This is a genomic window from Gordonia rhizosphera NBRC 16068, from assembly GCF_000298195.1.
Taxonomy (GTDB): domain Bacteria; phylum Actinomycetota; class Actinomycetes; order Mycobacteriales; family Mycobacteriaceae; genus Gordonia; species Gordonia rhizosphera.
This window is the reverse complement of record NZ_BAHC01000092.1, coordinates 18,277-40,889: the sequence shown is the minus strand read 5'-3', so window position 1 is coordinate 40,889 and position 22,613 is coordinate 18,277. Positions and strand designations below refer to the sequence as shown.

Annotated in this window: 22 protein-coding genes and 1 tRNA gene; 5 read left to right on the top strand and 18 right to left on the bottom strand. The window is 67.8% G+C overall.

Annotated features, from left to right (window positions below):
* The 7 genes from GORHZ_RS11040 to metH form a co-directional block, all read right to left on the bottom strand.
* Positions 1-678 (bottom strand): helix-turn-helix transcriptional regulator (locus GORHZ_RS11040; RefSeq protein ID WP_006332992.1); only part of this gene is annotated, 678 nt, incomplete at its 3' end.
* A 115-nt stretch (positions 679-793) separates the two neighbouring features.
* A complete protein-coding gene (locus GORHZ_RS11035; protein ID WP_006332991.1) occupies positions 794-1,723 on the bottom strand; it encodes a universal stress protein in 930 nt (309 codons plus the stop codon).
* Between the two features lie 105 nt (positions 1,724-1,828).
* The gene (locus GORHZ_RS11030; RefSeq protein ID WP_006332990.1) at positions 1,829-2,767 is read right to left on the bottom strand and encodes a universal stress protein; all 939 of its coding nucleotides are present in this window, start codon (positions 2,765-2,767) and stop codon (positions 1,829-1,831) included.
* Positions 2,768-2,858: 91 nt separating this feature from the next.
* Positions 2,859-4,274 carry a putative hexosyltransferase gene (locus tag GORHZ_RS11025; protein WP_006332989.1) on the bottom strand — a complete coding sequence of 472 codons (1,416 nt, stop codon included), beginning with the start codon at positions 4,272-4,274 and terminating at the stop codon, positions 2,859-2,861.
* Between the two features lie 68 nt (positions 4,275-4,342).
* On the bottom strand, positions 4,343-5,806 hold the full coding sequence (locus tag GORHZ_RS11020; protein ID WP_006332988.1) for an MFS transporter: 1,464 nt from the start codon (positions 5,804-5,806) through the stop codon (positions 4,343-4,345).
* Complete coding sequence (locus GORHZ_RS11015; protein WP_040531343.1) at positions 5,803-6,258, bottom strand: MarR family winged helix-turn-helix transcriptional regulator; 456 nt, start codon at positions 6,256-6,258, stop codon at positions 5,803-5,805. Before GORHZ_RS11015 ends, GORHZ_RS11020 begins: the two co-directional genes overlap by 4 nt.
* A gap of 148 nt (positions 6,259-6,406) precedes the next feature.
* Positions 6,407-9,991 (bottom strand): methionine synthase, encoded by a 3,585-nt coding sequence (gene metH, locus GORHZ_RS11010; RefSeq protein WP_006332986.1) that lies wholly within the window; start codon positions 9,989-9,991, stop codon positions 6,407-6,409.
* 51 nt (positions 9,992-10,042) lie between these two features.
* Here metH and GORHZ_RS11005 point away from each other — a divergent pair, with 51 nt between their 5' ends.
* Positions 10,043-10,924, top strand: coding sequence for a PAC2 family protein (locus GORHZ_RS11005; RefSeq protein WP_006332985.1), 882 nt, complete (start codon positions 10,043-10,045; stop codon positions 10,922-10,924).
* 10 nt (positions 10,925-10,934) lie between these two features.
* On the opposite strand, the gene GORHZ_RS11000 is transcribed toward GORHZ_RS11005, so the two are convergent.
* The 6 genes from GORHZ_RS11000 to GORHZ_RS10975 all read right to left on the bottom strand — a co-directional run bounded on the left by GORHZ_RS11000 (position 10,935) and on the right by GORHZ_RS10975 (position 15,852).
* Positions 10,935-11,243, bottom strand: a complete 309-nt coding sequence (locus tag GORHZ_RS11000) for a hypothetical protein (protein ID WP_040531341.1) — start codon at positions 11,241-11,243, stop codon at positions 10,935-10,937.
* Positions 11,244-11,315: 72 nt separating this feature from the next.
* On the bottom strand, positions 11,316-12,557 hold the full coding sequence (gene mshC / locus GORHZ_RS10995; protein ID WP_006332983.1) for a cysteine--1-D-myo-inosityl 2-amino-2-deoxy-alpha-D-glucopyranoside ligase: 1,242 nt from the start codon (positions 12,555-12,557) through the stop codon (positions 11,316-11,318).
* 75 nt (positions 12,558-12,632) lie between these two features.
* Complete coding sequence (locus GORHZ_RS10990) at positions 12,633-13,514, bottom strand: SCO1664 family protein (protein WP_006332982.1); 882 nt, start codon at positions 13,512-13,514, stop codon at positions 12,633-12,635.
* Position 13,515: 1 nt separating this feature from the next.
* Positions 13,516-14,199 carry a DUF3090 domain-containing protein gene (locus GORHZ_RS10985; RefSeq protein WP_006332981.1) on the bottom strand — a complete coding sequence of 228 codons (684 nt, stop codon included), beginning with the start codon at positions 14,197-14,199 and terminating at the stop codon, positions 13,516-13,518.
* Positions 14,200-14,224: 25 nt separating this feature from the next.
* Positions 14,225-14,995, bottom strand: a complete 771-nt coding sequence (locus tag GORHZ_RS10980; protein WP_006332980.1) for an MSMEG_4193 family putative phosphomutase — start codon at positions 14,993-14,995, stop codon at positions 14,225-14,227.
* 14 nt (positions 14,996-15,009) lie between these two features.
* Entirely contained in the window at positions 15,010-15,852 is an 843-nt protein-coding gene (locus GORHZ_RS10975; protein WP_040531338.1) for an undecaprenyl-diphosphate phosphatase, read from the bottom strand.
* A 138-nt stretch (positions 15,853-15,990) separates the two neighbouring features.
* Between GORHZ_RS10975 and GORHZ_RS10970 the strand changes: the two genes are divergently transcribed.
* The 3 genes from GORHZ_RS10970 to GORHZ_RS10960 are packed head-to-tail and all read left to right on the top strand — an operon-like array spanning position 15,991 to position 18,466.
* On the top strand, positions 15,991-17,088 hold the full coding sequence (locus tag GORHZ_RS10970; RefSeq protein ID WP_373279594.1) for a YncE family protein: 1,098 nt from the start codon (positions 15,991-15,993) through the stop codon (positions 17,086-17,088).
* Positions 17,089-17,090: 2 nt separating this feature from the next.
* Positions 17,091-17,369 carry a DUF5703 family protein gene (locus GORHZ_RS10965; RefSeq protein ID WP_006332977.1) on the top strand — a complete coding sequence of 93 codons (279 nt, stop codon included), beginning with the start codon at positions 17,091-17,093 and terminating at the stop codon, positions 17,367-17,369.
* Entirely contained in the window at positions 17,363-18,466 is a 1,104-nt protein-coding gene (locus tag GORHZ_RS10960; protein ID WP_006332975.1) for a quinone-dependent dihydroorotate dehydrogenase, read from the top strand. The genes GORHZ_RS10965 and GORHZ_RS10960 overlap by 7 nt, the downstream gene beginning before the upstream one ends.
* Before the next feature lie 24 nt (positions 18,467-18,490).
* On the opposite strand, the gene GORHZ_RS10955 is transcribed toward GORHZ_RS10960, so the two are convergent.
* Both GORHZ_RS10955 and GORHZ_RS10950 read right to left on the bottom strand, forming a co-directional pair.
* Positions 18,491-19,039, bottom strand: a complete 549-nt coding sequence (locus tag GORHZ_RS10955) for a YbhB/YbcL family Raf kinase inhibitor-like protein (RefSeq protein ID WP_006332968.1) — start codon at positions 19,037-19,039, stop codon at positions 18,491-18,493.
* Between the two features lie 65 nt (positions 19,040-19,104).
* Entirely contained in the window at positions 19,105-20,451 is a 1,347-nt protein-coding gene (locus GORHZ_RS10950; RefSeq protein WP_006332967.1) for a M20/M25/M40 family metallo-hydrolase, read from the bottom strand.
* Between the two features lie 67 nt (positions 20,452-20,518).
* On the opposite strand from GORHZ_RS10950, the gene GORHZ_RS10945 reads away from it, so the two are divergent.
* Positions 20,519-20,604, top strand: a tRNA-Leu gene (locus GORHZ_RS10945).
* A gap of 211 nt (positions 20,605-20,815) precedes the next feature.
* On the opposite strand, the gene GORHZ_RS10940 is transcribed toward GORHZ_RS10945, so the two are convergent.
* The 3 genes from GORHZ_RS10940 to GORHZ_RS10930 all read right to left on the bottom strand — a co-directional run bounded on the left by GORHZ_RS10940 (position 20,816) and on the right by GORHZ_RS10930 (position 22,613).
* On the bottom strand, positions 20,816-21,427 hold the full coding sequence (locus GORHZ_RS10940; protein ID WP_006332966.1) for a class I SAM-dependent methyltransferase: 612 nt from the start codon (positions 21,425-21,427) through the stop codon (positions 20,816-20,818).
* Positions 21,428-21,516: 89 nt separating this feature from the next.
* Complete coding sequence (locus GORHZ_RS10935; RefSeq protein WP_006332965.1) at positions 21,517-22,128, bottom strand: class I SAM-dependent methyltransferase; 612 nt, start codon at positions 22,126-22,128, stop codon at positions 21,517-21,519.
* A 38-nt stretch (positions 22,129-22,166) separates the two neighbouring features.
* Positions 22,167-22,613, bottom strand: coding sequence for an ester cyclase (locus GORHZ_RS10930; RefSeq protein ID WP_006332964.1), 447 nt, complete (start codon positions 22,611-22,613; stop codon positions 22,167-22,169).

Sequence of the window (22,613 nt, the reverse complement as noted above, 5' to 3'; positions counted from 1 at the left end):
GAAGAAGGACAGCTCGGTCGCGCCGATCCGCAGTTCGAGCGGGACGAGCAGCGTCGGCTCGGACGTGGCGCCAGATGGGCGTGCGCGGCGGTCGAGGTCGATCACCGCCGGATAGGCCGACACCTCTCGTTCGAGTGCCGCCAGTCGCGCGTCCCCGGTCACCCGCACCAGGCGGCGCAGGGTGTCGATGAGATAGCCCGCCCACGCGTCGAGGTTGGTGGTCATCGTCGCGAAACCGTCCGGGTGCAGGGAGGCGCGGAAGAGGTTGAGCGGCGGCCCCTGCAGATGCTCGGGCAGCAGACCGGCCAGGCGCGTCGCCGCGTCGTTGGCCACCACCACATTCCATACCCGGTCCAGTGCGATCCCGGGATAGGGGTTGTGCGCGTTCAGGATTCGCTGGACAGAGGCTCGGATACGCCCCATCGCCGCGGCGTCGAACGGTTCTTCGGAGTACCGCGGTGCATGACCGGCGGCCAACAGCAACGCATTACGCTCCCGCAGCGGGATGTCGAGGCGGCTCGCCAGCGCCTCGATGAGCGTGGGACTCGGCGTGGACTTGCCGGTCTCGACGAAACTGAGGTGTCGCGGCGAGACCCCCACGTCGTAGGCAAGATCGAGCTGACTGATGGACCGATGCGAACGCCACTGTCGCAACATCGTCCCCACACCGGCGGCCATGTCGGCCATCGTAAGGCGCCGCGTGCAGTGATTCGATTACCTCGCAGGTAGTGGATTCGGCCGCCGCCGAACGATTCGAACGCGCAATCCGGCCCGAGCGGCTGAGTACCCGGACCTACACCTGGTGATCCGGCCGGTGTCCGTGCGGCACGCGTGCGACGATCACCGGGACCCGGGCAGAGTTCACCACCGTGCGGCTGACCGAACCGAGCAGCGTGGTGGGCACCGCCCCGCGACCGTGGCTGCCGACCACGACGAGTTGGGCGTTCTCGGCCTGTTCGAGCAGCCGCGGGGCCGGTTCGTCGCTCACCAGCACCCGGGTGACCTCGACGTCCGGGTACCGTTCGGACCACCCGGACAGGCGCTCGGCGAGAACCTCCTCCTCCTGCACCTTGATGTTGCGCCATTCGATCGGCGCCCAGCCGATCTTGGCGATCCCCAACCGGCCCATGTCGGTCCAGGCGTGCAGGGCCACCAGCCCGACACCGCGTCGGGATGCCTCGTCGAACGCGATCTCGGTCGCCAGCTCCGAGGTGGGGGAACCGTCGACACCCACCACCACAGGCGCCTGCGCATCGACCGGCTGCTCGTCGTGGATGACGGCGACCGGGCAGCGGGCGTGGTGGGCCAGTCCCGAGCTGACCGACCCGAGCAGGGCGCCGGCCACCGTCCCCTGCCCCCGACAACCCACCGCGATCAGCTCCGCGTGCTCGGACAGTTCGACGAGGGTGTGGACGATGGCACCGCCCAGGATCTCGGTGGTCACTTGATCCGCCCGGTCGGGTGCGACGTGGGATTCGGCGAGCTTGTGGGCGTCGGAGACGATCTGCTTGGCGTACTCCTCCTGCCATTGTGAGAAGCCGTCGGGCATGTTGACCGAATACCAGCCCTCGGCGACCGGCTCGGACGGCATGACGTGCACGATCCGGAGCGGAACCTTCCGGAGGTCGGCGTCACGCGCAGCCCACTCCACCGCCGCGGTCGACGAGGGTGAGCCGTCCACTGCCACGACGATGCCGAGTCGTTCTGTGTGCGTATCGCGCATACCTCGACGCTAACAATCCGGGTCGGCACCCCGCGGACACTTTGACCGGATTCGGGCAGCCAGACGACACCGCTGGTCGACTCCTGGTCGGGCGGATCGTGCCGTTCAGCGATGTCGGCGTGGCCAGTGCCCGTGTTTGTGCGGCATGCGGGCCACGATCACCGGGATCCGGGCGGAGTTCACCACCGTACGGCTAACCGATCCGAGCAGTGTGGAGGGCACCGCGCCGCGGCCGTGGCTACCCACGACGACGAGCTGGGCGTCTTCGGCGCGTTCCAGCAATCGCGGGGCCGCGCGGTCGCTGACGAGCACCCGGGTGACCTCGACGTCGGGATACTGCTCAGTCCACCCGGACAGCCGCTCGGCGAGGACCTCGTCCTCCTCGTCCCTGATGTTACGGAACGAGATCGGCGCCCAGCCGATGCGGGCGAAACCCATCAGACCCATGTCACTCCAGGCGTGCACCGCCACCAGACCGACGCCGCGGCGAGATGCCTCGTCGAACGCGATCTCGGTGGCCAACTCCGATGCGGGCGAACCGTCGACACCCACCACGACAGGCGCCTGTGACCGCTCGGCCATGGGCACCCCGTCGTGGACGACGGCGATCGGACAGTGCGAGTGGTGCGCCAGTCCTGCGCTGACCGACCCGAGCAGGGCACCGGCCACCGTGCCGTGTCCGCGACAGCCGACCACCAGGAGGTCGACCTCTTTGGACAGGTCGACCAGCGCGGGGATGATCGCGTCATGCAGGGTTTCGGTGGTCATCTGCCGGGCCCGCGCCGGCGCAAGGTTCTCTTCGGCCAGTTTCTCGGCTTCGGAGATGATGCGTTCGGCTTCGGCATTCTGCCACTGCGGCAGCCCTTCGGGCGTGTGCACCGAAAACCAACCCTCCGCGACCGGTTCGGACGGTATGACATGCACGATCTTCAGCGGCACCTGGTGCAGTTCGGCATCGTGCGCGGCCCACTCGACCGCGGCCGTCGCCGCCGGTGAGCCGTCGATTGCCACGGCGATTCCGCGGCGTTCTGCATGCGTCATCATTGTGGGCCTCCTTATCGGGACTCGACACTGAGCCATCCAAAGGTGACACCTTCCACGCTAGGCCGATCTGCGGCAATTGGTAAGGCTGCGCTCAGGACGTAGGAGGTTGTGAGCGGGTACGGCGCACGGTGTCGGCGACGGTGTAGCAGACGCCGAGCACTGCGGCGGCCATGAACGAGGCGTAGACGGCCAGGGCAGTGTCGCCGCGGCCGGAGGTGTATCCCCCGGCGCCTCCGCCGCCACCCCCACCCGGCGGGCCATGCTGCCCGCCGTCGGCCAAACCCGGTCCGCCCGATCCGCCTGGGCCACCGCCGGATCCGGCACCACCGCCCGGTCGTCCGCCACCACCCGGGCCGCCGATGAGTCGGCCCTGGTCTCCGGTCAGCGACGAGTGGTAGACACCGATCGCCGCCGCCTGGATGAGGATCGGGATCAGCACGAACCGCAACGGCAGGTAGAACGCCATCACGACACTGAGCACCTCGGCGGTGTAGAAGTATCGGTCGTGCATCGCGGGCAGCAGGAACGGCACGACGACCGCTGATGCGGTGGCCACCACCAGGATCGACGTCGGTGTGACGACCGGCTTCCGCCACACCGACCAGACCAGGAATACGACGATGAGCGCGGCCGCCGCGACGATACCGAGATGGGCCAGCCACGTCGCGTCGCCGTCGATCGGGATCAGCTGGTAGAGGTTGGCCGCGCCCAGGGTGAGCTGTTTGTAGGAGCCGGTCTGATCCAGGTACACCGACAGCGCGGTGTCCAAGGACGCGCCGGCGAGGACGGCGGGAAGGTCGAGGAGCAGGAACACCAGCGGGATGGCGAACAGCGAGTACCAGGGCAGCCGGCGCCGCAACAGCAGCCACGCCAGCACCGGCAGCACGAAGATGGCCTGCAGTTTGAACGAGATCGCCAGCCCGAACATCACACAGGCCCAGACAGAGTTCGCACGCACCGATTCCCGCTGGGCGCGCATCAGGAAGTAGACCCCGCCCAGCACGAACGCCGAATATACGGCGTCGGCCTGCCCCCACCACGCACTGTTGGCGATCACCGACGGCAACAGCACCACGATGCCGAACGCCAAGGCGCGCAACCAGAATCGGGTGGTGCGCAGCGCGACGATGCGGTAGGCGAAGAAGCCGAGCACCAGGTCGAACAGGATCGAGATCGCCTTGATCCCGATCAGCGCCGGGATGTTGAGTGCGGTCAGCAGCCAGATCAGGTACAGGTACGGGTAGTTGTAGTCGGCGAAACGTTCCCGGAACGCACCGAATCCGCCGGTGTCGAGGGTGTCATACCAACGACTCAAGAACGCCTGGTAGTCGAGTGTCTCGATGTGCAGGAACGGGATGCGCACCGAGACCGCGACCGCGATGATCGCGGCGAGGACTAGCAGTCGTACCCATCGGGGCGTCGACGTCCACGCCTCGTCGTCGACGAGCTCATTGTCGGGGCCGGGTGGGTGTACGGCTGTCGCACGGGCAGGTTGAGCCAGAGTCATGCACTCACCATGCGAGGTGAAGCTGTGGACCCGATGTCAGCGCGCTGGGAGGTTCACGGCTGGGAGGTTCACGGCTGGGCCGACGCCGTGATCCGCTCGCGGGTGCGTTCGGCCGTCGCGGTCGCCCATCGTCCCGTCGACACGTATCCCACCACCACGATGCCCGCACCGCACAGCGCCATCAGAACCCACGCGGGATGGGAGGCGGTTGCCAGCCCGTTGCCGACCGGGCCGTCGATCCCGGCGAACGCCACCGCACCGAACACCGCCACGCCGAGTGAGATGCCGACCTGACGGCTGGTCGAGGCGATGGCCGACGCGACGCCCGCCTGCGTCCGGGGCATCCCCGAGACCGCGGCGTTGGTGATCGGGGCGTTGACCAGCCCCAGCCCGATCCCGAGGAACAGATAGGCGACGCCGAGGTAGAACATGCTGGTCCCGAGGTCGGTCTGCGTGAGCATCGCCCCGGCGATCAGGACCATGATCCCCGCTCCGACCATCGGGAGACGGGCGCCGCGATCGCCGACGAGGCGTCCCGACAGGGGCGAGAACACCGCGTTGGCCACCGCCATCGGCAGCGTCATCAACCCCGCCTGCAGCGGACTCAGTCCGCGGGCCTGCTGGAGGTAGAGGGTGTTGAGGAACAGGAACCCGCCCATCGCGCTGAAGGCCAGGATGGCACCGATCACCGCGCTGTCGAACGGGACGCTACGGAAGAAGCGGAGGTCCAGCAGGGGTTCACGTCTGCGGGATTCGACGAGGAGGAAGGCGATCAGGGCGACCGCGCTGAGCGCGAACGCGCCGGTGACCGGGCCCGATGTCCAGCCGAGCGAACGGCCCTCGATGATGCCGTAGGTGAGCGTGGCCAGGAACACGAGGATCAGCAGCTGACCGGCCGGATCCGGTCGCCGCGGGTGGGGTGCCTTCGACTCCGGGATGAGGATCGCCGTCGCGACGATCGCGGTGAGACACACAGGGACGTTGAGCCAGAAGATCGCCTCCCAACCGATGCCATCCACCAGTGCGCCGCCCACGAGCGGTCCGAGCGCCATGCTCACACCGATGGCGGTCCCCCACATGCCGATCGCACGGGCTCTTTCCTTCGGTTCGGTGAAGGTGTTGGTGATGATCGACATCGCGACGGGGTTCAACATCGCGCCGCCCACCGCCTGCACCATGCGGGCGCCGATGAGCATCTCCGGCGACACGGCCAGCGAGCAGAGGATCGACGCCAGACCGAACACCGTGAGCCCGACCTGAAACACGCGTTTGCGACCCAGCCGGTCGCCGAGCGATCCGCCCAGCATCAGCAGGCTGGCCAGCACGAGAGTGTAGGCGTCGATCACCCACTGCAGCTGCGACGCCGACGCGCCGAGCCCAGAGCCGATCGCGGGCAGTGCCACGTTCACGCCGGAGGTGTCGATGCCGACGATGAACAGGCTCAGACAGCAGGTCGCCAGGATCGCCATCCGATGACGCATCCCGAGTTCGGAGATGTCGGCCACCGGGCCGGTCAGGATCGGCGAGTTCATGATTCGGCGGCCTGCCGCAGCACGTCGAGCAACGATCCGAGGTGGCGTCGTTGGTCGTCGTCGAGGGCGGCGAACATGTCGGGTGCGACGGTCGGGTCGGCGACGACACCGTCGACGATCCGTCTTCCCTGCTCGGTGACGGTGACGATCTTGAATCGCCGATCGGTGGGATGGGGCTCGCGCGCGACGAGCCCACGGTCGACGAGGTCGTTGACGATGACGCTGGTAGCCGGGGCGTCGATGCCGAGTCGTCGGGCGAGGTCACTCTGCGTCAGGTCCCGCACTGCGATGCGGCGCAGCGCGCGGAAGCGGCTGAACGGCAGATCGATGTGTGCCTCGATGCGGGCGCGGGACTCCCCGGCGTGATCGCGCACCAGACTGTTCATCGCGAACCACAACTCGGTGCCCGTGGGTGCGGTGGTCGCCGCTCGATGGGAGTCAGTTGTAGACATACAATGATTGTAGAACTACAACTAATTCGTGTCCAGCCACGGAAAAGCGCCCCCGATTCCGCCAGCCAGCGGGGCACATCGACGATGCGTCGGTGACGTAGCGGGCGGGACCTTTTCGGGGGCGCTTCTCAGGGGCGCAGTCGAAGGATCAGGTGTTGAAGTACTTCGCCTCGGGGTGATGAAGCACGAACGCGTCCGTGGACTGCTCGGGATGCAGCTGCAGTTCCTCCGAGAGCTGCACACCGATGCGCTCCGGCTCGAGGAGCTCGACCATTTTGGCGCGGTCGTCGAGGTCCGGACAGGCACCGTAGCCGAACGAGAAACGGGCGCCACGGTACTCGAGGTCGAAGAAGCCCTGCGCATCGTCGGGATCCTCGCCGGCCAGGGACCGCCCCTCGACGGTGAGCTCACCGCGCACCCGCTGATGCCAGTACTCGGCGAGGGCCTCGGTGAGTTGCACACCGATGCCGTGCACCTCGAGATAGTCGCGGTAGGCGTCGTCGGCGAACAGCTTGTTCGCGAAATCCGCGATCGGCTGCCCCATCGTCACCAGCTGGAACGGCAGGACATCGACCTGTCCGCTCGTGAGGCAGTCCTCACGGGACCGGATGAAGTCGGCCACACACAAAAACCGGGGCCGCTGCTGACGCGGGAAGGTGAAGCTGTGTCGCACCTCGGCGTCCGGCCGCGGCTCGGCGAGTACGTGCACGGTGTCGCCCTCGCTGACCGCCGGGAAGTATCCGTAGACGACCGCGGCGTGCTGCAAGATGCCTTCGGTCGACAGCCGGTCGATCCAGTGCCGCAACCTCGGCCGGCCCTCGGACTCGACAAGATCCTCGTACGAGGGTCCGTCTCCGCCGCGGGCGCCGCGCAGTCCCCACTGCCCGAGGAACAGGGCGCGTTCGTCGAGCAACTGCAGGTAGTCCGCGACGGGCACACCCTTGATGATGCGGGTGCCCCAGAACGGTGGGGTGGGGATCTCGTTGTCGGTGGCGACATCCGATCGGGCCGGCACCTCGACGGGTACCTCGGCCGCCTTGCGCTTCTCCGCGATCCGCTTGGAGCGTTCGTGACGCGCCTTGCGTTCTTCGGCCTTCTTCTTCGCGGCGAGGGCCTCGGGGCTGTCCGGGTCGGGTCCCTCACCGCGCTTGGTCGCCATGATGTCGTCCATGAGCCGCAGACCCTCGAATGCGTCGCGCGCGTAATGCACGTCGCCGTGATAGATCTCGGCGAGATCGTTCTCGACGTAGCTGCGGGTCAACGCCGCACCGCCGAGCAGCACCGGATATTCGGCGGCCGCCCCGCGCGAGTTGATCTCCTCGAGGTTCTCCTTCATGACCACCGTCGACTTCACCAGCAGACCGGACATACCGATCACGTCGGCCTTCTTGTCCGCGGCCACCTCGAGGATGGTGTTGATCGGCTGCTTGATCCCGATGTTGACGACCTCATAGCCGTTGTTGGACAGGATGATGTCCACGAGGTTCTTGCCGATATCGTGCACATCGCCCTTGACCGTCGCCAGCACGACGCGCCCCTTGCCGTCCTCGCCGGTGGACTCCATGTGCGGTTCCAGGTGTGCGACAGCGGTTTTCATGACCTCTGCGGACTGCAGCACGAACGGCAGCTGCATCTGCCCCGAGCCGAACAGTTCGCCGACGGTCTTCATCCCCGACAGCAGTGTGTCGTTGATGATGGCCAGCGGTGGGGTCGTCGTCATCGCCTCGTCGAGGTCGTCGGTGAGACCGTTGCGCTCACCGTCGACGATGCGCCGTTCGAGTCGTTCGAACAGCGGCAGCCGCATCAGCTCTGCGGCACGCGACTCGCGTGCCGACGCCGCCGAGACCCCCTCGAACAGCTCCATCAGCTTCTGCAGGGGGTCATATCCCGGGGAGCGGCGGTCGTACACCAGATCCAGGGCGACCTTGCGCTGCTCGTCGGGGATGCGTGCCATCGGCAGGATCTTCGACGCGTGCACGATCGCGGTGTCGAGCCCGGCCCGCACACACTCGTGCAGGAACACCGAGTTCAGCACCTGCCGGGCGGCGGGGTTCAGGCCGAAGGAGATGTTGGAGATGCCGAGCGTGAAGTGGATGTCGGGATGGCTCTCGTGCAGCCGCCGGATCGCTTCGATCGTCTCGATTCCGTCGCGGCGCACCTCTTCCTGACCCGTCGAGATCGGGAAGGTCAGCGTGTCGATGATGATGTCTTCCTCAGCGAGACCCCATCGACCGGTAATGTCGGCGATCAGCCGCTCGGCGACCTGCACCTTCCAGTCCGCGGTGCGCGCCTGCCCCTCCTCGTCGATGGTCAACGCCACCACCGCGGCACCGTGCTCGACGACGTGCGACATGATGCGCGTGAACCGCGAGTCCGGCCCGTCGCCATCCTCGTAGTTCACCGAGTTGACCGCGCACCGCCCGCCGAGCGACTCCAGACCCGCGCGGATGACGTCGGGTTCGGTTGAGTCCAGCATGATCGGCAACGTCGACGACGTCGCGAACCGGCTCGCCAGCGCGGTCATGTCGGCGGCGCCGTCGCGACCGACGTAGTCGATGTTGAGGTCGAGCATATGCGCGCCGTCGCGGGTCTGGTCCTTGGCGATGTCGAGGCAGCGCTGATAGTCCTCGGCGAGCATCGCCTCTCGGAACGCCTTGGAGCCGTTGGAGTTCGTGCGTTCGCCAATCACCAGGAAGCTGGCGTCCTGATCGAACGGCACCGCGGTGTAGAGCGACGACGTCTCCGGGACGTGTTCGGTGTGACGCGCGGCCGGGGTGATGTCGGCGACGCGTTCGGCGACCTGCCGGATGTGTTCGGGTGTCGTGCCGCAGCAGCCACCTACCATCGCCAGTCCGAAGTCCGCGACAAAATCGCCCATTGCGGTGGCCAGTTCGTCGGGACGCAGCGGATACTCCGCCCCATTGGGCCCGAGCACCGGCAGACCCGCGTTGGGCATCACCGACACCGGGATGCGCGCGTGGCGCGACAGGTAGCGCAGATGTTCGCTCATCTCGGCCGGGCCGGTGGCGCAGTTGAGACCGATCATGTCCACGCCGAGCGGCTCGATCGCCGCGAGCGCCGCACCGATCTCGGACCCGAGCAGCATCGTGCCGGTGGTCTCCACCGTCACGTGGGTGATGATCGGGATGTTGCGGCCCAGATCCGACATGGCGCGCCGAGCCGCGATCACCGCGGCCTTCACCTGCAGCAGGTCTTGGCTGGTCTCGATGAGGATGGCGTCGGCACCGCCGTCGAGCATGCCGGCGACGCACTCGAAGTAGGCGTCGCGGATCACCGCGAACGTCGTGTGACCGAGGCTCGGCAGTTTGGTGCCGGGACCGATCGAGCCCAAAACGTAGCGCGGTGTGCCGTCGGCCGACGGTCCCATCTCGTCGGCGACCCCGCGGGCGATCCCGGTCCCCTTGTAGGACAGCTCCCGGATACGATCGGCGATGTCGTAGTCGCCCAGGTTGGACAGGTTACAGCCGAAGGTGTTGGTCTCGACCGCGTCGGCGCCGGCCTCGAAGTAGGACCGGTGGATGCCGGCGAGCACATCGGGGCGCGTGGCGTTGAGAATCTCGTTGCAACCCTCGAGGCCCGCGAAGTCGTCGAGAGTCAGGTCGGCGGCCTGCAGCATCGTCCCCATCGCCCCGTCACCGATCAGCACACGGCGCGACATCGCCTGAAGGAATGTCGTGTCGTAGTCAATCGGACGAGTGATCGGGTTGGACATGGTTGACAGCGTAGTTCGCCCTCTCTCGGGGTTCGGTCGTAGGCTGGTTCAGTGAACGCTGAGCAGAGGTCGAACCTTCCCCGGCTCCGCAGGCCCATCCTGTTGGCCGCATTCGAAGGATGGAACGACGCGGGCGATGCCGCGAGCAGCGCCGTCGAGCATCTCGCGCTGACGTGGGATGCGGTTCCCCTGGCCGACATCGATTCCGACGACTACTACGACTTCCAGGTGAATCGGCCCACCGTAAAGCAGGTCGACGGTGTCACCCGGCGCATCGACTGGCCGACGACGTCCATCTCGTACTGCAGCCCGGCTGGTGCAGACCGGGACATCGTACTCGTCCGCGGGATCGAACCAAACATGCGCTGGCGGGCGTTCTGCGCGGAGATCGTGGACCTCGCAAAAGACCTCGACGTCGAGACGACGGTGATGCTCGGAGCGCTGCTCGCCGACACCCCGCACACCCGCCCGGTGCCGGTGACCGGCACCGCCTACAGCAGCGAATCGGCGGAGCGTTTCCACCTCGCGGAGAGCCGTTACGAGGGTCCGACCGGGATCACCGGGGTGCTGCAGGATCTCTTCGTCCAGGCGGGTCTGCCCGCCGTGTCATTCTGGGCCGCGGTCCCCCACTACGTGTCGACCCCGCCCAACCCGAAGGCGACGGTCGCGCTGCTCAACCGGGTCGAGGAGGTGCTCGACATCGAGGTGCCGCTCGGCACCCTGCCCGAGCAGGCCGAGGAGTGGGAGCGCGCGGTCACCGAGATGACCGAGGACGACGAGGAGATCGCCGAATACGTCCGCGGCCTCGAGGAGCGGGGTGACGCCGAGATGGATACCGACGAGGTGATGGCGAAGATCGACGGTGACGCGCTGGCCGCCGAGTTCGAGCGTTATCTGAAGCGTCGCGGACCGGGCTCGTTCGGCACCGGCTGAGCGGTTCAGGTCAGCCAATCCGCTCGATGGACACGACCGGCGTGGTGATCCGCCAGGTCCGGACATCCGGGTCGTCGGCGGCGCGCACCCAGAACTGGGCTGACTCGCCCACCCGGCACGATTTCACGCCCAGGAGCGGGATGTCCTCGGAGTCGCGGCGCAGCCGGCTGACCGCCCACTCGTCGCTGCCGGTCCCGCCCACGCCTGGAGCTCGCAACAGGGTCATCTCATCGAAGTCCAACAGATAGGTCGATGTCCGGGTCACCACCGTCCACACCCCGGCGGTGGTGTCGGGATCGATCTTCTGCGCGTGTGCCACGCCAAGCACTGTATCGAGCGCGCCCGACACGGTCGCGGCGGCCACCGCCCGCGGTCGCGTCAGGCCAGCGCGTCAGGACAGTTCGACGCCGAGCAGCGCGTCGACCGCGCGTTCGATCTCGCCGGGCGCATCGGCCGAACCGCCGATGCCCAACTCCACGTCGCGGCACCAGCCGTCGACCGCCGCGAGCGCCTTCGGGGTGTCGAGGTCGTCGGCGAGATGCTGGCGCAAGCGGGCGATGACCGGGCCGGCGTCGGGACCGGCGACGGCCGTGGTCGCGGCCCGCCACCGCTGCAGCCGGTCGCGGCCGGTGGCGAGCACCGCGTCGGTCCACATCCGGTCGGCGCGGTAGTGCTCGGCCAGCAGGGCGAGCCGGATCGCCGCCGGCGGGACGCCGTCGCGACGCAGCACCGAGACGAACACCAGGTTGCCGCGGCTCTTCGACATCTTCTCGCCGTCGAGGCCGACCATGCCGGTATGCACATAGTGCCGGGCGAACCGGCGGGAATCGGTGAGGGCCTCGCCGTGTGCCGCGGAGAACTCGTGGTGCGGGAAGATCAGGTCGTTGCCGCCGCCCTGAAGGTCGAACTCGATTCCCAGCCGATTGAGCGCGATCGCCGCGCACTCGATGTGCCAGCCAGGGCGTCCCGGGCCCTGCGGTGAATCCCAGGACGGTTCGCCGGGCCGGGCCGCCCGCCACAGGAGCGCGTCGAGCGGGTCACGCTTGCCGGGCCGGTCCGGGTCACCGCCACGCTCGGCGAAGAATCGGTCCATGGTGGCCCGGTCGTAGCCCGACTCGTAGCCGAACTGCTCGGTCGCGTCGGCCCGGAAATAGACGTCGGGGAACTCGGGATCGTCGACGACGTAGGCTGCGCCGGAGGCGAGTAACTTGCCGACGACCTCCACCACCTCGTTGACCGATTCGATCGCGCCGATGTAGTCGCGCGGCGGCAGGACCCGCAGCGCGGTCATGTCGTCGCGGAACAGTTGGATCTGCTGCGCACCCAGCTCGCGCCAGTCCACGCCGTCACGCTCGGCACGCTCGAACAGCGGGTCGTCGACATCGGTGATGTTCTGCACGTAGTGCACGTCGTGGCCGAGGTCGCGGAGCATACGATTGACGACGTCGAAGGTCACGTAGGTGGCGGCGTGACCGAGATGGGTGGCGTCGTACGGGGTGATGCCGCAGACATACATGGTCGCCGTCGAGCCCGGGCTGACCGGACGCACGGCGGCGTCGGAGGTATCGAAGAGACGGAGTGCCGGCCCGGTGCCCGGGACGTCTGGGAGGGCGGGATCAGGCCACGACTGCATGGTTCCACTGTATGGCCCGCCCGTGTGTGATCCTCCACAGGTCCGGTCCTCGTCGCCCAAGAACCTCGCGTCCGCTCAGAACGGTGGCCAGGGAATCGGCCGGTGACCAGGTGGGAACGGCATCGTCTCGCTGACCACGAGGTCGGCGGCCCGTTCGGCCAGCGCGCCGATCTCCGCCTCGGTGATGTGCTCGGCGAGCTGCGCCGACAGGGGGTGCTCGGCCGTGGCCAGATGCTCGGCGAGATCGGCCAGGTTTGCCAGCAGATGACCGGGAATCGCTTCGCCCGCCCACCCCCACAGGACCGTGCGGAGTTTGTCGCTGTGGTGCAGGCAGATGCCGTGGTCCACGCCGTACACCCCGCCGTCCAGTCCTTCGAGAACATGGCCGCCCTTGCGGTCGGCATTGTTGAGCACCACGTCGAGCACGGCCATCCGCTGCAGCCGCGGATCGTCGGCGTGGACGAGGACGACCGCTTCACCTGTCGGATCCAGGGCACGCAGGATCGCCTTGTACCCGGTCGGGATCGTGCCCACGGGGCACAGGTCCACCAGGTCGATATGGGGTACCGGCAGCTCGGCCGACGATCCGATCCGCGCCGGGGATTCGTCGTTCTCCGCGGTGACCACCCAGCGCTGCACCATGCCAGGTCCGAGCGGACCGTCGCGGAAGATCGTCGTCGGGATCACCGACCATCCGAGCGCTTCGGAGATCAGGAAGGACGCGACCTCGCGCCCGGCCAGCGTCCCGTCGGGGAAATCCCACAGCGGCACCTCGCCGCGCACCGGTTTGTAGACACACCGGACCTCGGTGTCGCCCAGCACCGCGTCGCACACCAGGGTGGTGTTGCTGGCCGCGGGGATGCGTCCGACGATGACCAGGTCACCGCGGCGGAGTGCGTCGGTCTCGTCGACCGACGACGCATCGGGTTCGGGAGCAGACGGGTCTGAGACGGTCACATCAGTCCTGCTGCGGCGGATCGTCGTCGTCGGATTCGGTCGGGTCGGTCTCCAGATAGCCGGTCTCGTCCTGCATGCTCAGGTTCCGGAACACCTCGGGATCGACGAAGTCCAGGGACTTGCTCAGTTCGGCGTCACGTTTGTACCCGTTGGTCCGCACACACAGATGCCCCTGGGGATCGAGCGGTTCGTGGCAGAGCGGGCACGGCTTGCGTCCCGCCGAGAGCACCCGCGACGACCGGGCCGCGAATTCACGTGCCGCTGCGGTGCTGAGAAACACCCGGACCGCGTCGGGCCCCTCGTCGGTGTCGTCGAGGACCACGCTCTCGTCGAACTCCCCCTCGGTGATCGCGAGCAGTTCCACCACGACCGCCTCGGATTCGGCATCCCAGCCCAATCCCATCGTCCCGACCCGGAATTCCGCGTCGATGGGCATCACCAGCGGGCTGAGGTCGCCGACGCGGTCGTTCGGCGGCGGGATCGGGGTGCCGAACCGCCGATGGATCTCTTCGAGCAACGCGCCGATCCGGTCGGCGAGGATCGCCACCTGCTGCTTTTCCAGGAGCACACTGACGATTCGGCTTTCGTGGACGGCCTGGAGGTAGAAGGTCCGGTCCCCCGGCTGACCGACGGTACCGGCGACGAACCGGTCCGGACTCCGGAACACGTGTATCGCGCGAGACATCACACCTCCTTCACTGTGTCGTTCATTATCCGCGTGCGAGGGGGGTCGCCGCAGCCCTGATGCCGCGATCGCGCCCGTCGATCCCGGTCTCGCCACCCACAACCGCATCATCGGCCGCATCCGTCTGGGTCTGGGCCGCCTTCTCCCGTCGCCGCGGGGGTACCGAGAGCACGGCGGTGTTGTTGACGGTATGCACGTACGGGCGGGCAGGACCATAGCGGATCACGCTGATCGACGCCGGTTCGACCACGATGCGCTGGAACGCGTCGAGATGCATGCCCATCGCGTCGGCGATGACGGCCTTGATGACGTCTCCGTGCGAACAGGCGACCCACACCCCGCTGCCGTCGTCGCCCCCGTGTCGCCGGTCGAGGTCACGGACCGCGGCGACGGCGCGCGCCTGCACGGCCGCGAGACCCTCGCCGTCCGGGAACACCGCGGCCGAGGGCTGCTGCTGTACCACCTTCCACAACGGTTCGGCGAGCAGTTCCTTGAGCGGTCGGTTCGTCCAGCTGCCGTAGTCGACCTCGGCAAGATCGTCGACGACGACCTCGGGGACGTCACGGTCCGGGTCACCGCCGAGCGTGGCCAGCAACGGAGCCACGGTCTGCGCGCACCGCTCCAGCGGCGAGCGGGCCACCGCCACGATCTCGCCCAGGCAGCCGCCGAGCCGCTCCACGAGAGCGGCAGCCTGTTCACGGCCCTTCTCGTCCAGCGAGATCCCCGGGGTCCGCCCCGCGAGCACTCCGGATGTGTTGGCCGTGGAGCGTCCATGGCGCACCAGAATCACGGTCATGTGTCAACCATAGGTCAGGTGGCGCTGATGACACCGCCGGCGAGCAACCCCATGACCGTGAGGCCGAGCACGACGCGGTAGGCGCCGAACCAGTTCATCGAGTGCACGCTGACGAATCGCAGCAGCCACGCGATCGACGCGTAGCCGATGATGAAGGCCACCAGCGTCGCCACGGCCAATTGCGCACCGGTCGCCTCCATCCCGTCGCCGCTCGGGTGGAACGCGTCGGGCAGGCTGAACAGCCCGGACGCGGTCACCGCGGGGATGGCGAGCAGGAACGAGAACCGGAACGCCGCCTCCCGGCGCAGCCCCAGGAACAGACCGGCGCTGGCGGTGGCGCCGGACCGGGACACGCCGGGGATCAGTGCGAGGCACTGGGCCAGACCCATCACCAACCCGTCACGCAACGTGAGCTGTTCCATCGAGCGTTCCTTGCGCCCATAGTGTTCGGCCAGCCAGATCACCCCGGCGAACAGGATCAGCACCGACGACACCAGCCACAGATTGCGTCCGGACGTCCGGATCTGATCCTTGAACAGGAACCCGAGCACGCCGATCGGGATGGTCGCGAAGATCACGTACCACCCGATGCGGTAGTCCAGGCCCCGCTGGTCGCGATTCCTCAGCCCGCGGAACCACGCCGCCACGATCCGCACGATGTCACGCGCGAAGAAGACCAGCACCGCCGTCTCGGTGCCCAGCTGGGTCACCGCGGTGAACGAGGCACCGGCGTCCTCGCCGAACATGATCTCCGACGCGATCCGCAGATGGCCCGACGACGAGATCGGCAGGAACTCGGTGATTCCCTGGATCGCGCCGAGCGTGATCGCCTGGATCCAGGTCATGGTGTCTGTCACGGCCGATGATGCTACGGGTCGCCGGCGGTGGGTATCGGATCGCCCGACTCAGCGTCCTCCAAGCATCGGTGTGCATGGCGTCACCGGCCGCTACCCCGGCCGGTCCGCCCGGGTGTCTCGTGACGCAAGATGGTGGGCATGCACGTGCCGAGTCCACAGCGCCGTCTGTCCCTGTTCAGTGCGGTCCGTGGGCACCGGATGGTGGCGGCCGGGCTCGCGGTCGTCGCCGTCGCGGCGGTGGCCTCGGGATGCGGATCGTCGGACTCGGCGAACCCGGATGTGCCGACTGTGACACCCGCCACTGCGGCCCCGGCACCGCCGGGCTCGGCGGTCAGTCCGGTCGGGACGGTCGTGCCGACCCCCGCGGATGGTCGTGACCTCGCGGTCGACGACGATGTCGTCGTCGTGCTCGACGCGGCCGGCACCACGGTCCGCAGCTACGGGTCGTCGACACTGGCCGCCCCACCCCGGCTCATCACGACTCCCCCGCTGACGCGGATCATCGGGACCGGCGGCGGCACCTTCCTCGGCGCCGGCCCGAATGTCATCGTCCGGATCGCCCGCGACGGCGTGGTGACGAGCAGTCAGGTCTCCGTCGACGACCCGACCGCGCTGGCCCGCACCGACTCCGGGCAGGTCCTCGTCGGGACGGGCAACGGACACGTGATGGTGTTCGACTCCGCCCTCGAGCCGGTCCGCGACATCGGCGGTTTCGTCCGGGTCGACGACATCACGGTGTCGCCACCGGGGGCCGATCTGCCCGGCGAACAGGTCGTCGTCCTCGACCGCGCACAGTCGTCGGTGACACAGCTCAATGTGTCCGACGGCGACCTGGGTCTGTCGCTGCGGGCCGGCAACGGCGCCACGAACTCCGTCGTCGACCGGTACGGCCGCATCCTCGTGACCAACACCCGCGACGACGAGTTCATCGGATTCTTCGGATCCCCGCTGGTCATGCGGTTCCGCTATCCGGTGGCAAACGGCCCGTTCGCCGTAGACTACGACGACACCCGCAATCTGGCATGGGTGTCGACAACCGCGAACAACGAGGTGGTGGCCTATGACCTGTCCGGGGGCGAACCCGTGGAGAAGTATCGGTTCCCGACGGTCGCGCAACCGGACAACATCGCCGTCGACGAAGCGACCGGCCGGCTCCTCGTGCTGTCGGCGCGGGGCGGTCTCGAGGCGGTCGCACCCGGCGATGCCGCCGAGGGCGGCACACCGGCAGGTGGATGAGCATGTCGCATAGTGCGCGCCGAGGCTCCCGATATCCCCGCGGGTGGGAGGTCAGCTCGGAAACCCACGAGTGTCTGCTGCTCAATCTGCCGCCCGACGTCACTCGGGTGAGCGCGTCGATGCGGCTGTCCATCGAGGCGGAGTTCGGCGGCTGGGAACTCAAAAGGGTCCGCCTCTACACCGACGGCACCCGCAAGGTCCTGCTGCGCCGCCGCAAGCCGCCACGCAAGCAGATCCTCGACCACTCCCCCTACCCGGACACCGGAGCCGCGGCGTGCTGAGCCGGATCAACGGATGGCTCTATCCACTCGTGCTGCGGGTGATGTTCCTCTTGTCGCCCGAACGCATCCACCGGATCGCCGCCGGCGCCATCCGAATCGCCGGCGACACCCCCGGTCTGCGGAACCTCGCCGCGAAGATCCTCGCCACCGGTGATCCGATCCTGCGCCAAGAGGTTTTCGGCGTCGACTTCCCGGCGCCGCTGGGTCTGGCCGCCGGGTTCGACAAGAGCGCCTCCGCGGTCAACGCGTGGGGCCAGATCGGCTTCGGCTACGCCGAGATCGGGACGATCACCGGTCAGCCGCAACCCGGTAACCCGGCCCCCCGCCTGTTCCGGTTGCCCACCGACCGGGCGCTCATCAACCGCATGGGCTTCAACAATCCCGGGGCCACCGTCGCCGCCGACCATCTCGCCAGGCGTCGGCCGGGACCCGTCCGGGTGCCGATCGGCGCGAACATCGGCAAGACCAAGGTCGTGCCCGTCGACGACGCCGTGGACGACTACCGGTTCAGCGCACGCATGCTCGGACCGCTCGCCGACTTCGTGGTGGTCAACGTCAGCTCACCGAACACCCCGGGGCTGCGCGACCTGCAGGCCGTCGACTCGCTGCGTCCGATCCTGGCAGCCGTACAGGCCGAGGTCGAGGTCCCGGTGCTGGTGAAAATCGCGCCCGACCTCGCCGACGACGACATCGACGCCGTCGCCGATCTCGCCGTCGAACTCGGGCTCGCGGGCATCGTCGCGACCAACACGACGATTGCCCGTACCGGCCTGCGCACCCCCGCCGACAACGTCGCCGCGATGGGGGCGGGCGGCCTGTCCGGGGCACCGCTGGCGGAGCGGTCGCTACAGGTGTTGCAGCGGCTGCACGCCCGGGTGGGCGGCCGGGTGACACTGGTCAGCGTCGGCGGCATCGAGACCGTCGACCAGGCCTGGGAACGCATCCGCGCCGGCGCAAGTCTGCTGCAGACCTACACCGGATTCATCTACGGCGGCCCGGTGTGGGTGCGCGACATCAACGCCGGTATCGCGGACCGCGTCCGCGCGGGCGGTTTCGCCAACATCGCAGAGGCCGTGGGGTCCGCCGCGCGGGACTGACCCCACACCCCCCACCCCGGGGTCTCAGACGTTCTCGGAGGCCTGCTCGTAGGTGCCGACGATGACCGCACGCGCGATCGCGTGCGAGAACAGATTGAAACCGAGGTAGGCGGCCGTGGCGGTCTCGGGCAGCCCCAGCGACTCGACATCGACGGCGTGCACCGCGATGAAGTAGCGGTGCGGTCCGTGTCCGGGCGGCGGCGCGGCGCCGACGAACCGCTTCAGCGACGCGTCGTTGGGTACCGTGACCGCCCCTGCGGGCAGTCCGCTGCCCGTCTCGTCGCCGGCACCTTCGGGCAGCGACGTCACCGACACCGGGATGTCGGCGACCGCCCAGTGCCAGAAACCCGACAACGTCGGGGCATCCGGATCGAAGACGGTGACCGCGAAACTCTTGGTGCCCGAAGGAAATCCGGACCAGCTCAGCTGCGGCGACAGATCCTCGCCGCCGGCACCCATCAGACCACTCACCTGCGCGCTGGCGAGCGGCCGTCCGTCGGTGACGCTCTCGGAGGTCAGGGTGAAGCCGGGCAGACTGGGCAACGCATCGTAGGGGTTGAACGACGACGACATCAGATCACCTTTCTCACAACACGGACATCCCGACCCGGCCGTCCGGCGGACGCCGGACGCACTCATCAACTGTGTAACAGAAAATGCTCGAAAACCTTGGTACCGAACACGACCGCGTCCACCGGCACCCGCTCGTCCACACCGTGGAACAGCGCGGCGAAATCGAGCTCCGGCGGCAACTGCAGGGGTGCGAAGCCGAAGCACCGGATACCCAGCTTGGCGAAGGCCTTCGCGTCGGTGCCGCCCGAGAGCATGTAGGGCACCGTCGTGCCCTGCGGGTCATGCGCCAGGATCGCGGCGTTCATCGCGTCGACGAGGTGACCGTCGAAGGACGTCTCGTAGGAATCGAGATGGGTGATCCACTCCCGCCGGACATTGGGTCCGATGAGCTCGTCGATCTCCTTCTCGAAGGCCGCCTGCCGTCCCGGCAGCACCCGGCAGTCGACCACGGCCTCGGCCTTCTGCGGGATCACGTTGGCCTTGTACCCGGCCTTGAGCATCGTCGGGTTCGCGGTGTCACGCAGCGTCGCGCCGATGATCCGCGCAAGATTGCCGAGTTTGAACAGGGTCGTGTCCAGATCCGGTGCGTCGGGACGCAGGTCGAGCCCGGTCTCGTCGGAAACCGCGGCGAGGAACTCGCCGACCGATTCGGTCATCACCAGCGGGAAGGTGTGCCGTCCGATCCGTGCGACGGCCTCGGCGACCTCGGTGACCGCGTTGTCGGCGTGCAGAAATGAGCCATGACCTGCGGTGGCATCGGCCGTCAGCCGCATCCATGACAGGCCCTTCTCGGCTGTCTCGACGAGGTAGAGGCGCCGCTGCGTGCCGTCGGGACGGTCCACGGTCAGCGAGAAGCCACCGACCTCACCCACGGCCTCGGTGATCCCCTCGAACAAGTCGGGCCGGTTCGCGACGAGCCAGTGCGCACCCCACTGTCCGCCCGCCTCCTCGTCGGCGGTGAACAAGAACACGAGCTCACGCGGCGGCACCGTACCGTCGCGCTTGAACTGGCGGGCCAAGGCCAACGCCATGCCGACCATGTCCTTCATGTCGACCGCGCCGCGACCCCAGATGTAGCCGTCGGAGACCGACCCGGAGAACGGGTGCACACTCCAGTCGGCCGGTTCGGCCGGCACCACGTCGAGGTGTCCGTGGACCAGCAGCGCCCCGCGGTCGGAGTCGGGCGGGCCGGGCAGACGCGCGAACACGTTGCCGCGTCCGGGCCGTCCGGACTCCACATACTGCGTCGTGTAGCCGACCTCCTCGAGGAGCTGCGCCACCCATTTGGCGCACTCCTCCTCGCCCTTCGTGGTCTCCGGTTCACCCGTGTTGGAGGTGTCGAACTGGATCAGTCGACTGACGAGATCCACCACTTCGTCGACCGCACTGCCGACCGTAGACGCAGAAGTCACCCCTCACTCCTACGGGATTTGGGATACGCGGGCAACCTCGGCTATGGTTGCTTCCGCTACACAAGAGGTCCGAGTGGCGGAATGGCAGACGCGCTAGCTTGAGGTGCTAGTGCCCTATTAACGGGCGTGGGGGTTCAAGTCCCCCCTCGGACACAGAAAAGGACCCCGGTCATCGACCGGGGTCCTTTGTTTCGCCCCCGTCGTCTCACCCCCGTCGACCGTGCAACCGGAATCGTCGACCGTGCACCGGAATCGTCGACCGTGCGGCCGGAATCGTCGACCGTGCGCAGCTCATCGTCGAGCGTGCGCCGCGATCACGATCAACGCCAGGCTGCGCACGATCAACGTTCGGACGACCTACCCGTCAGCGGCGCTGCAGGCGAAAGAAGGTCGGCTCCGACTTGATGAGCATGCGCCGCGATTTTGCTGGAAGGGGTGCCGGTTCGACGTCGACGACGTGCCAGTCGCGGTAGGCCGCCTCGATCGTCTCCACTGTCGCCCCTTGTGGCATGAAGCGGGGCCCGGCGGGTTTTTCGAATGCCATCATGAACAGGGTCGCCTCGGGGTTGGCGAGCGCGGTCACCGAGCGGGCCATCGCCTGCTGCTCCTGCGGGGTCAGACCGTGGAAGCACCCGAGATCGAGGAAGAAGCCGTAGCCGGTGCCGACCACGTCGGACGACATCGAGGTCAGATCGGCTCGGAGAACCTTCGCGTTCACTCCGGCGTCGGCAATTCGTTTCCGCGCCCGCTCCACGGCTTTGTCGACCAGGTCGACGCCGGTGACCTGCCAGCCTCGCTGCGCCAACTCGACGGTATGCGATCCGGTCCCACAGCCGAGGTCAAGCGCCTTGCCAGGGCCACAACGTTCGGCTTCCTCACGCGCAAACATCTCGGCCAGAGCATCGGCGTTCGCCTGGCCGGCCTCCTCCCACGGGGTGAAGCGCACCGCGTAGGCGAACGAGTAGAACTTGCTCATCACGGTTCCGTTTCTCTAGTGCCTCTCAATCCTGGGCACGCTCAACGGTGAGGTGCGCACGATGAACGTCGGCGGGCGCACGCTCTCCGTCAGCTGCGCCTCAGGTGGTAGAACGTCGGCTCCGACTTGTGCCCGATGCGCGGGCTTCCGGGCAGTGCGGGTGCCGGTAGCACCTCGTCTACACGCCAGTCGCGGTAGGCGGCCTCGATGTCGTCGCGAGTGGTGCCCTGCGGCATGAAACGGGGTCCGACCGACTTTCCGAACGCGAACATGAACAGAGTCGCGTCGGATGTGGCGAGCGCGGTCACCGAGCGGGCCATTGCCTGCTGCTCCTGCGGGGTCAGACCGTGGAAGCACCCCAGGTCGAGGAAGAAGTCGTATCCGGTGCCGACCTCGTCAGGCGACATAGTGGTGACGTCGGCTCGGAGCACGTTTGCACTCACCCCGGCATCGGCGATGCGCTTGCCCGCCCGCTCCACCGCCTTCTCGATCTGCTCGATGCCGGTGACCGTCCAGCCGCGCTGCGCCAACTCGACCGTGTGCGACCCGGTCCCACAGCCGAGATCGAGCGCCTTGCCCGGACCGCCGCGTTCCTCCTCTTCGCGGGCAAACTGCCTGGTCAGATTGTCTGCCCCGGCCTGGCCGGCCTTTTCCCACGGGGTGAAACCCACCGCATAGGCGAACGAGTAGAACTTGCTCATCTCATGTCCTCTCTCTGGTGACCATCGTGTCGACGACGTCACTTCGGCAGTGGGATCAGCCCGAGTTGCAGTGCCGCGCCGAGCTGGTCGGGAACACCCCAGTGCTCGACGACGCGGCCGTCCCTGATGCGGACGGAGTCGTAGACGGTGATGTCGATCGTGCCGCCGTTGGGTGGCAGACCCATGAAGCCGCCCTCGTTGGTGCCGATGGCGCGGCTGCGGCACCACACCATGTCCTCACGGGCGACGATGTCCTCGACGTCGAGCCGGAAGTCGGGGAACCAGCCGCGCAGCGTGGTGATGATCGCCTTGACGCCGTCCACCCCAGACGGGTTTCCGCGTTGGTGTTCGACGACGTCGGCGGCGAACAGCTCGTCGCAGACGGACAGGTTGCCCTGACCGAAGCCCTCCCGGAAGATTCGGCGGGCGATGACGATGTTGGCGGCTTCGGTGTCGGTGGTGTCGGTCCAGTCGGTTGTGGTCAT

What these genes read in the sequence shown, in the direction of transcription:
- GORHZ_RS11035 (WP_006332991.1), bottom strand. Translation starts at nt 1,723, where the DNA reads ATGCGCGATACGCACACAGAACGACTCGGCATCGTCGTGGCAGTGGAC.
- GORHZ_RS11030 (WP_006332990.1), bottom strand. Translation starts at nt 2,767, where the DNA reads ATGATGACGCATGCAGAACGCCGCGGAATCGCCGTGGCAATCGACGGC.
- GORHZ_RS11025 (WP_006332989.1), bottom strand. Translation starts at nt 4,274, where the DNA reads ATGACTCTGGCTCAACCTGCCCGTGCGACAGCCGTACACCCACCCGGC.
- GORHZ_RS11020 (WP_006332988.1), bottom strand. Translation starts at nt 5,806, where the DNA reads ATGAACTCGCCGATCCTGACCGGCCCGGTGGCCGACATCTCCGAACTC.
- GORHZ_RS11015 (WP_040531343.1), bottom strand. Translation starts at nt 6,258, where the DNA reads ATGTCTACAACTGACTCCCATCGAGCGGCGACCACCGCACCCACGGGC.
- metH (WP_006332986.1), bottom strand. Translation starts at nt 9,991, where the DNA reads ATGTCCAACCCGATCACTCGTCCGATTGACTACGACACGACATTCCTT.
- mshC (WP_006332983.1), bottom strand. Translation starts at nt 12,557, where the DNA reads ATGCAGTCGTGGCCTGATCCCGCCCTCCCAGACGTCCCGGGCACCGGG.
- GORHZ_RS10985 (WP_006332981.1), bottom strand. Translation starts at nt 14,199, where the DNA reads ATGTCTCGCGCGATACACGTGTTCCGGAGTCCGGACCGGTTCGTCGCC.
- GORHZ_RS10980 (WP_006332980.1), bottom strand. Translation starts at nt 14,995, where the DNA reads ATGACCGTGATTCTGGTGCGCCATGGACGCTCCACGGCCAACACATCC.
- GORHZ_RS10970 (WP_373279594.1), top strand. Translation starts at nt 15,991, where the DNA reads ATGCACGTGCCGAGTCCACAGCGCCGTCTGTCCCTGTTCAGTGCGGTC.
- GORHZ_RS10965 (WP_006332977.1), top strand. Translation starts at nt 17,091, where the DNA reads ATGTCGCATAGTGCGCGCCGAGGCTCCCGATATCCCCGCGGGTGGGAG.
- GORHZ_RS10955 (WP_006332968.1), bottom strand. Translation starts at nt 19,039, where the DNA reads ATGTCGTCGTCGTTCAACCCCTACGATGCGTTGCCCAGTCTGCCCGGC.
- GORHZ_RS10940 (WP_006332966.1), bottom strand. Translation starts at nt 21,427, where the DNA reads ATGAGCAAGTTCTACTCGTTCGCCTACGCGGTGCGCTTCACCCCGTGG.
- GORHZ_RS10935 (WP_006332965.1), bottom strand. Translation starts at nt 22,128, where the DNA reads ATGAGCAAGTTCTACTCGTTCGCCTATGCGGTGGGTTTCACCCCGTGG.
- GORHZ_RS10930 (WP_006332964.1), bottom strand. Translation starts at nt 22,613, where the DNA reads ATGACCACAACCGACTGGACCGACACCACCGACACCGAAGCCGCCAAC.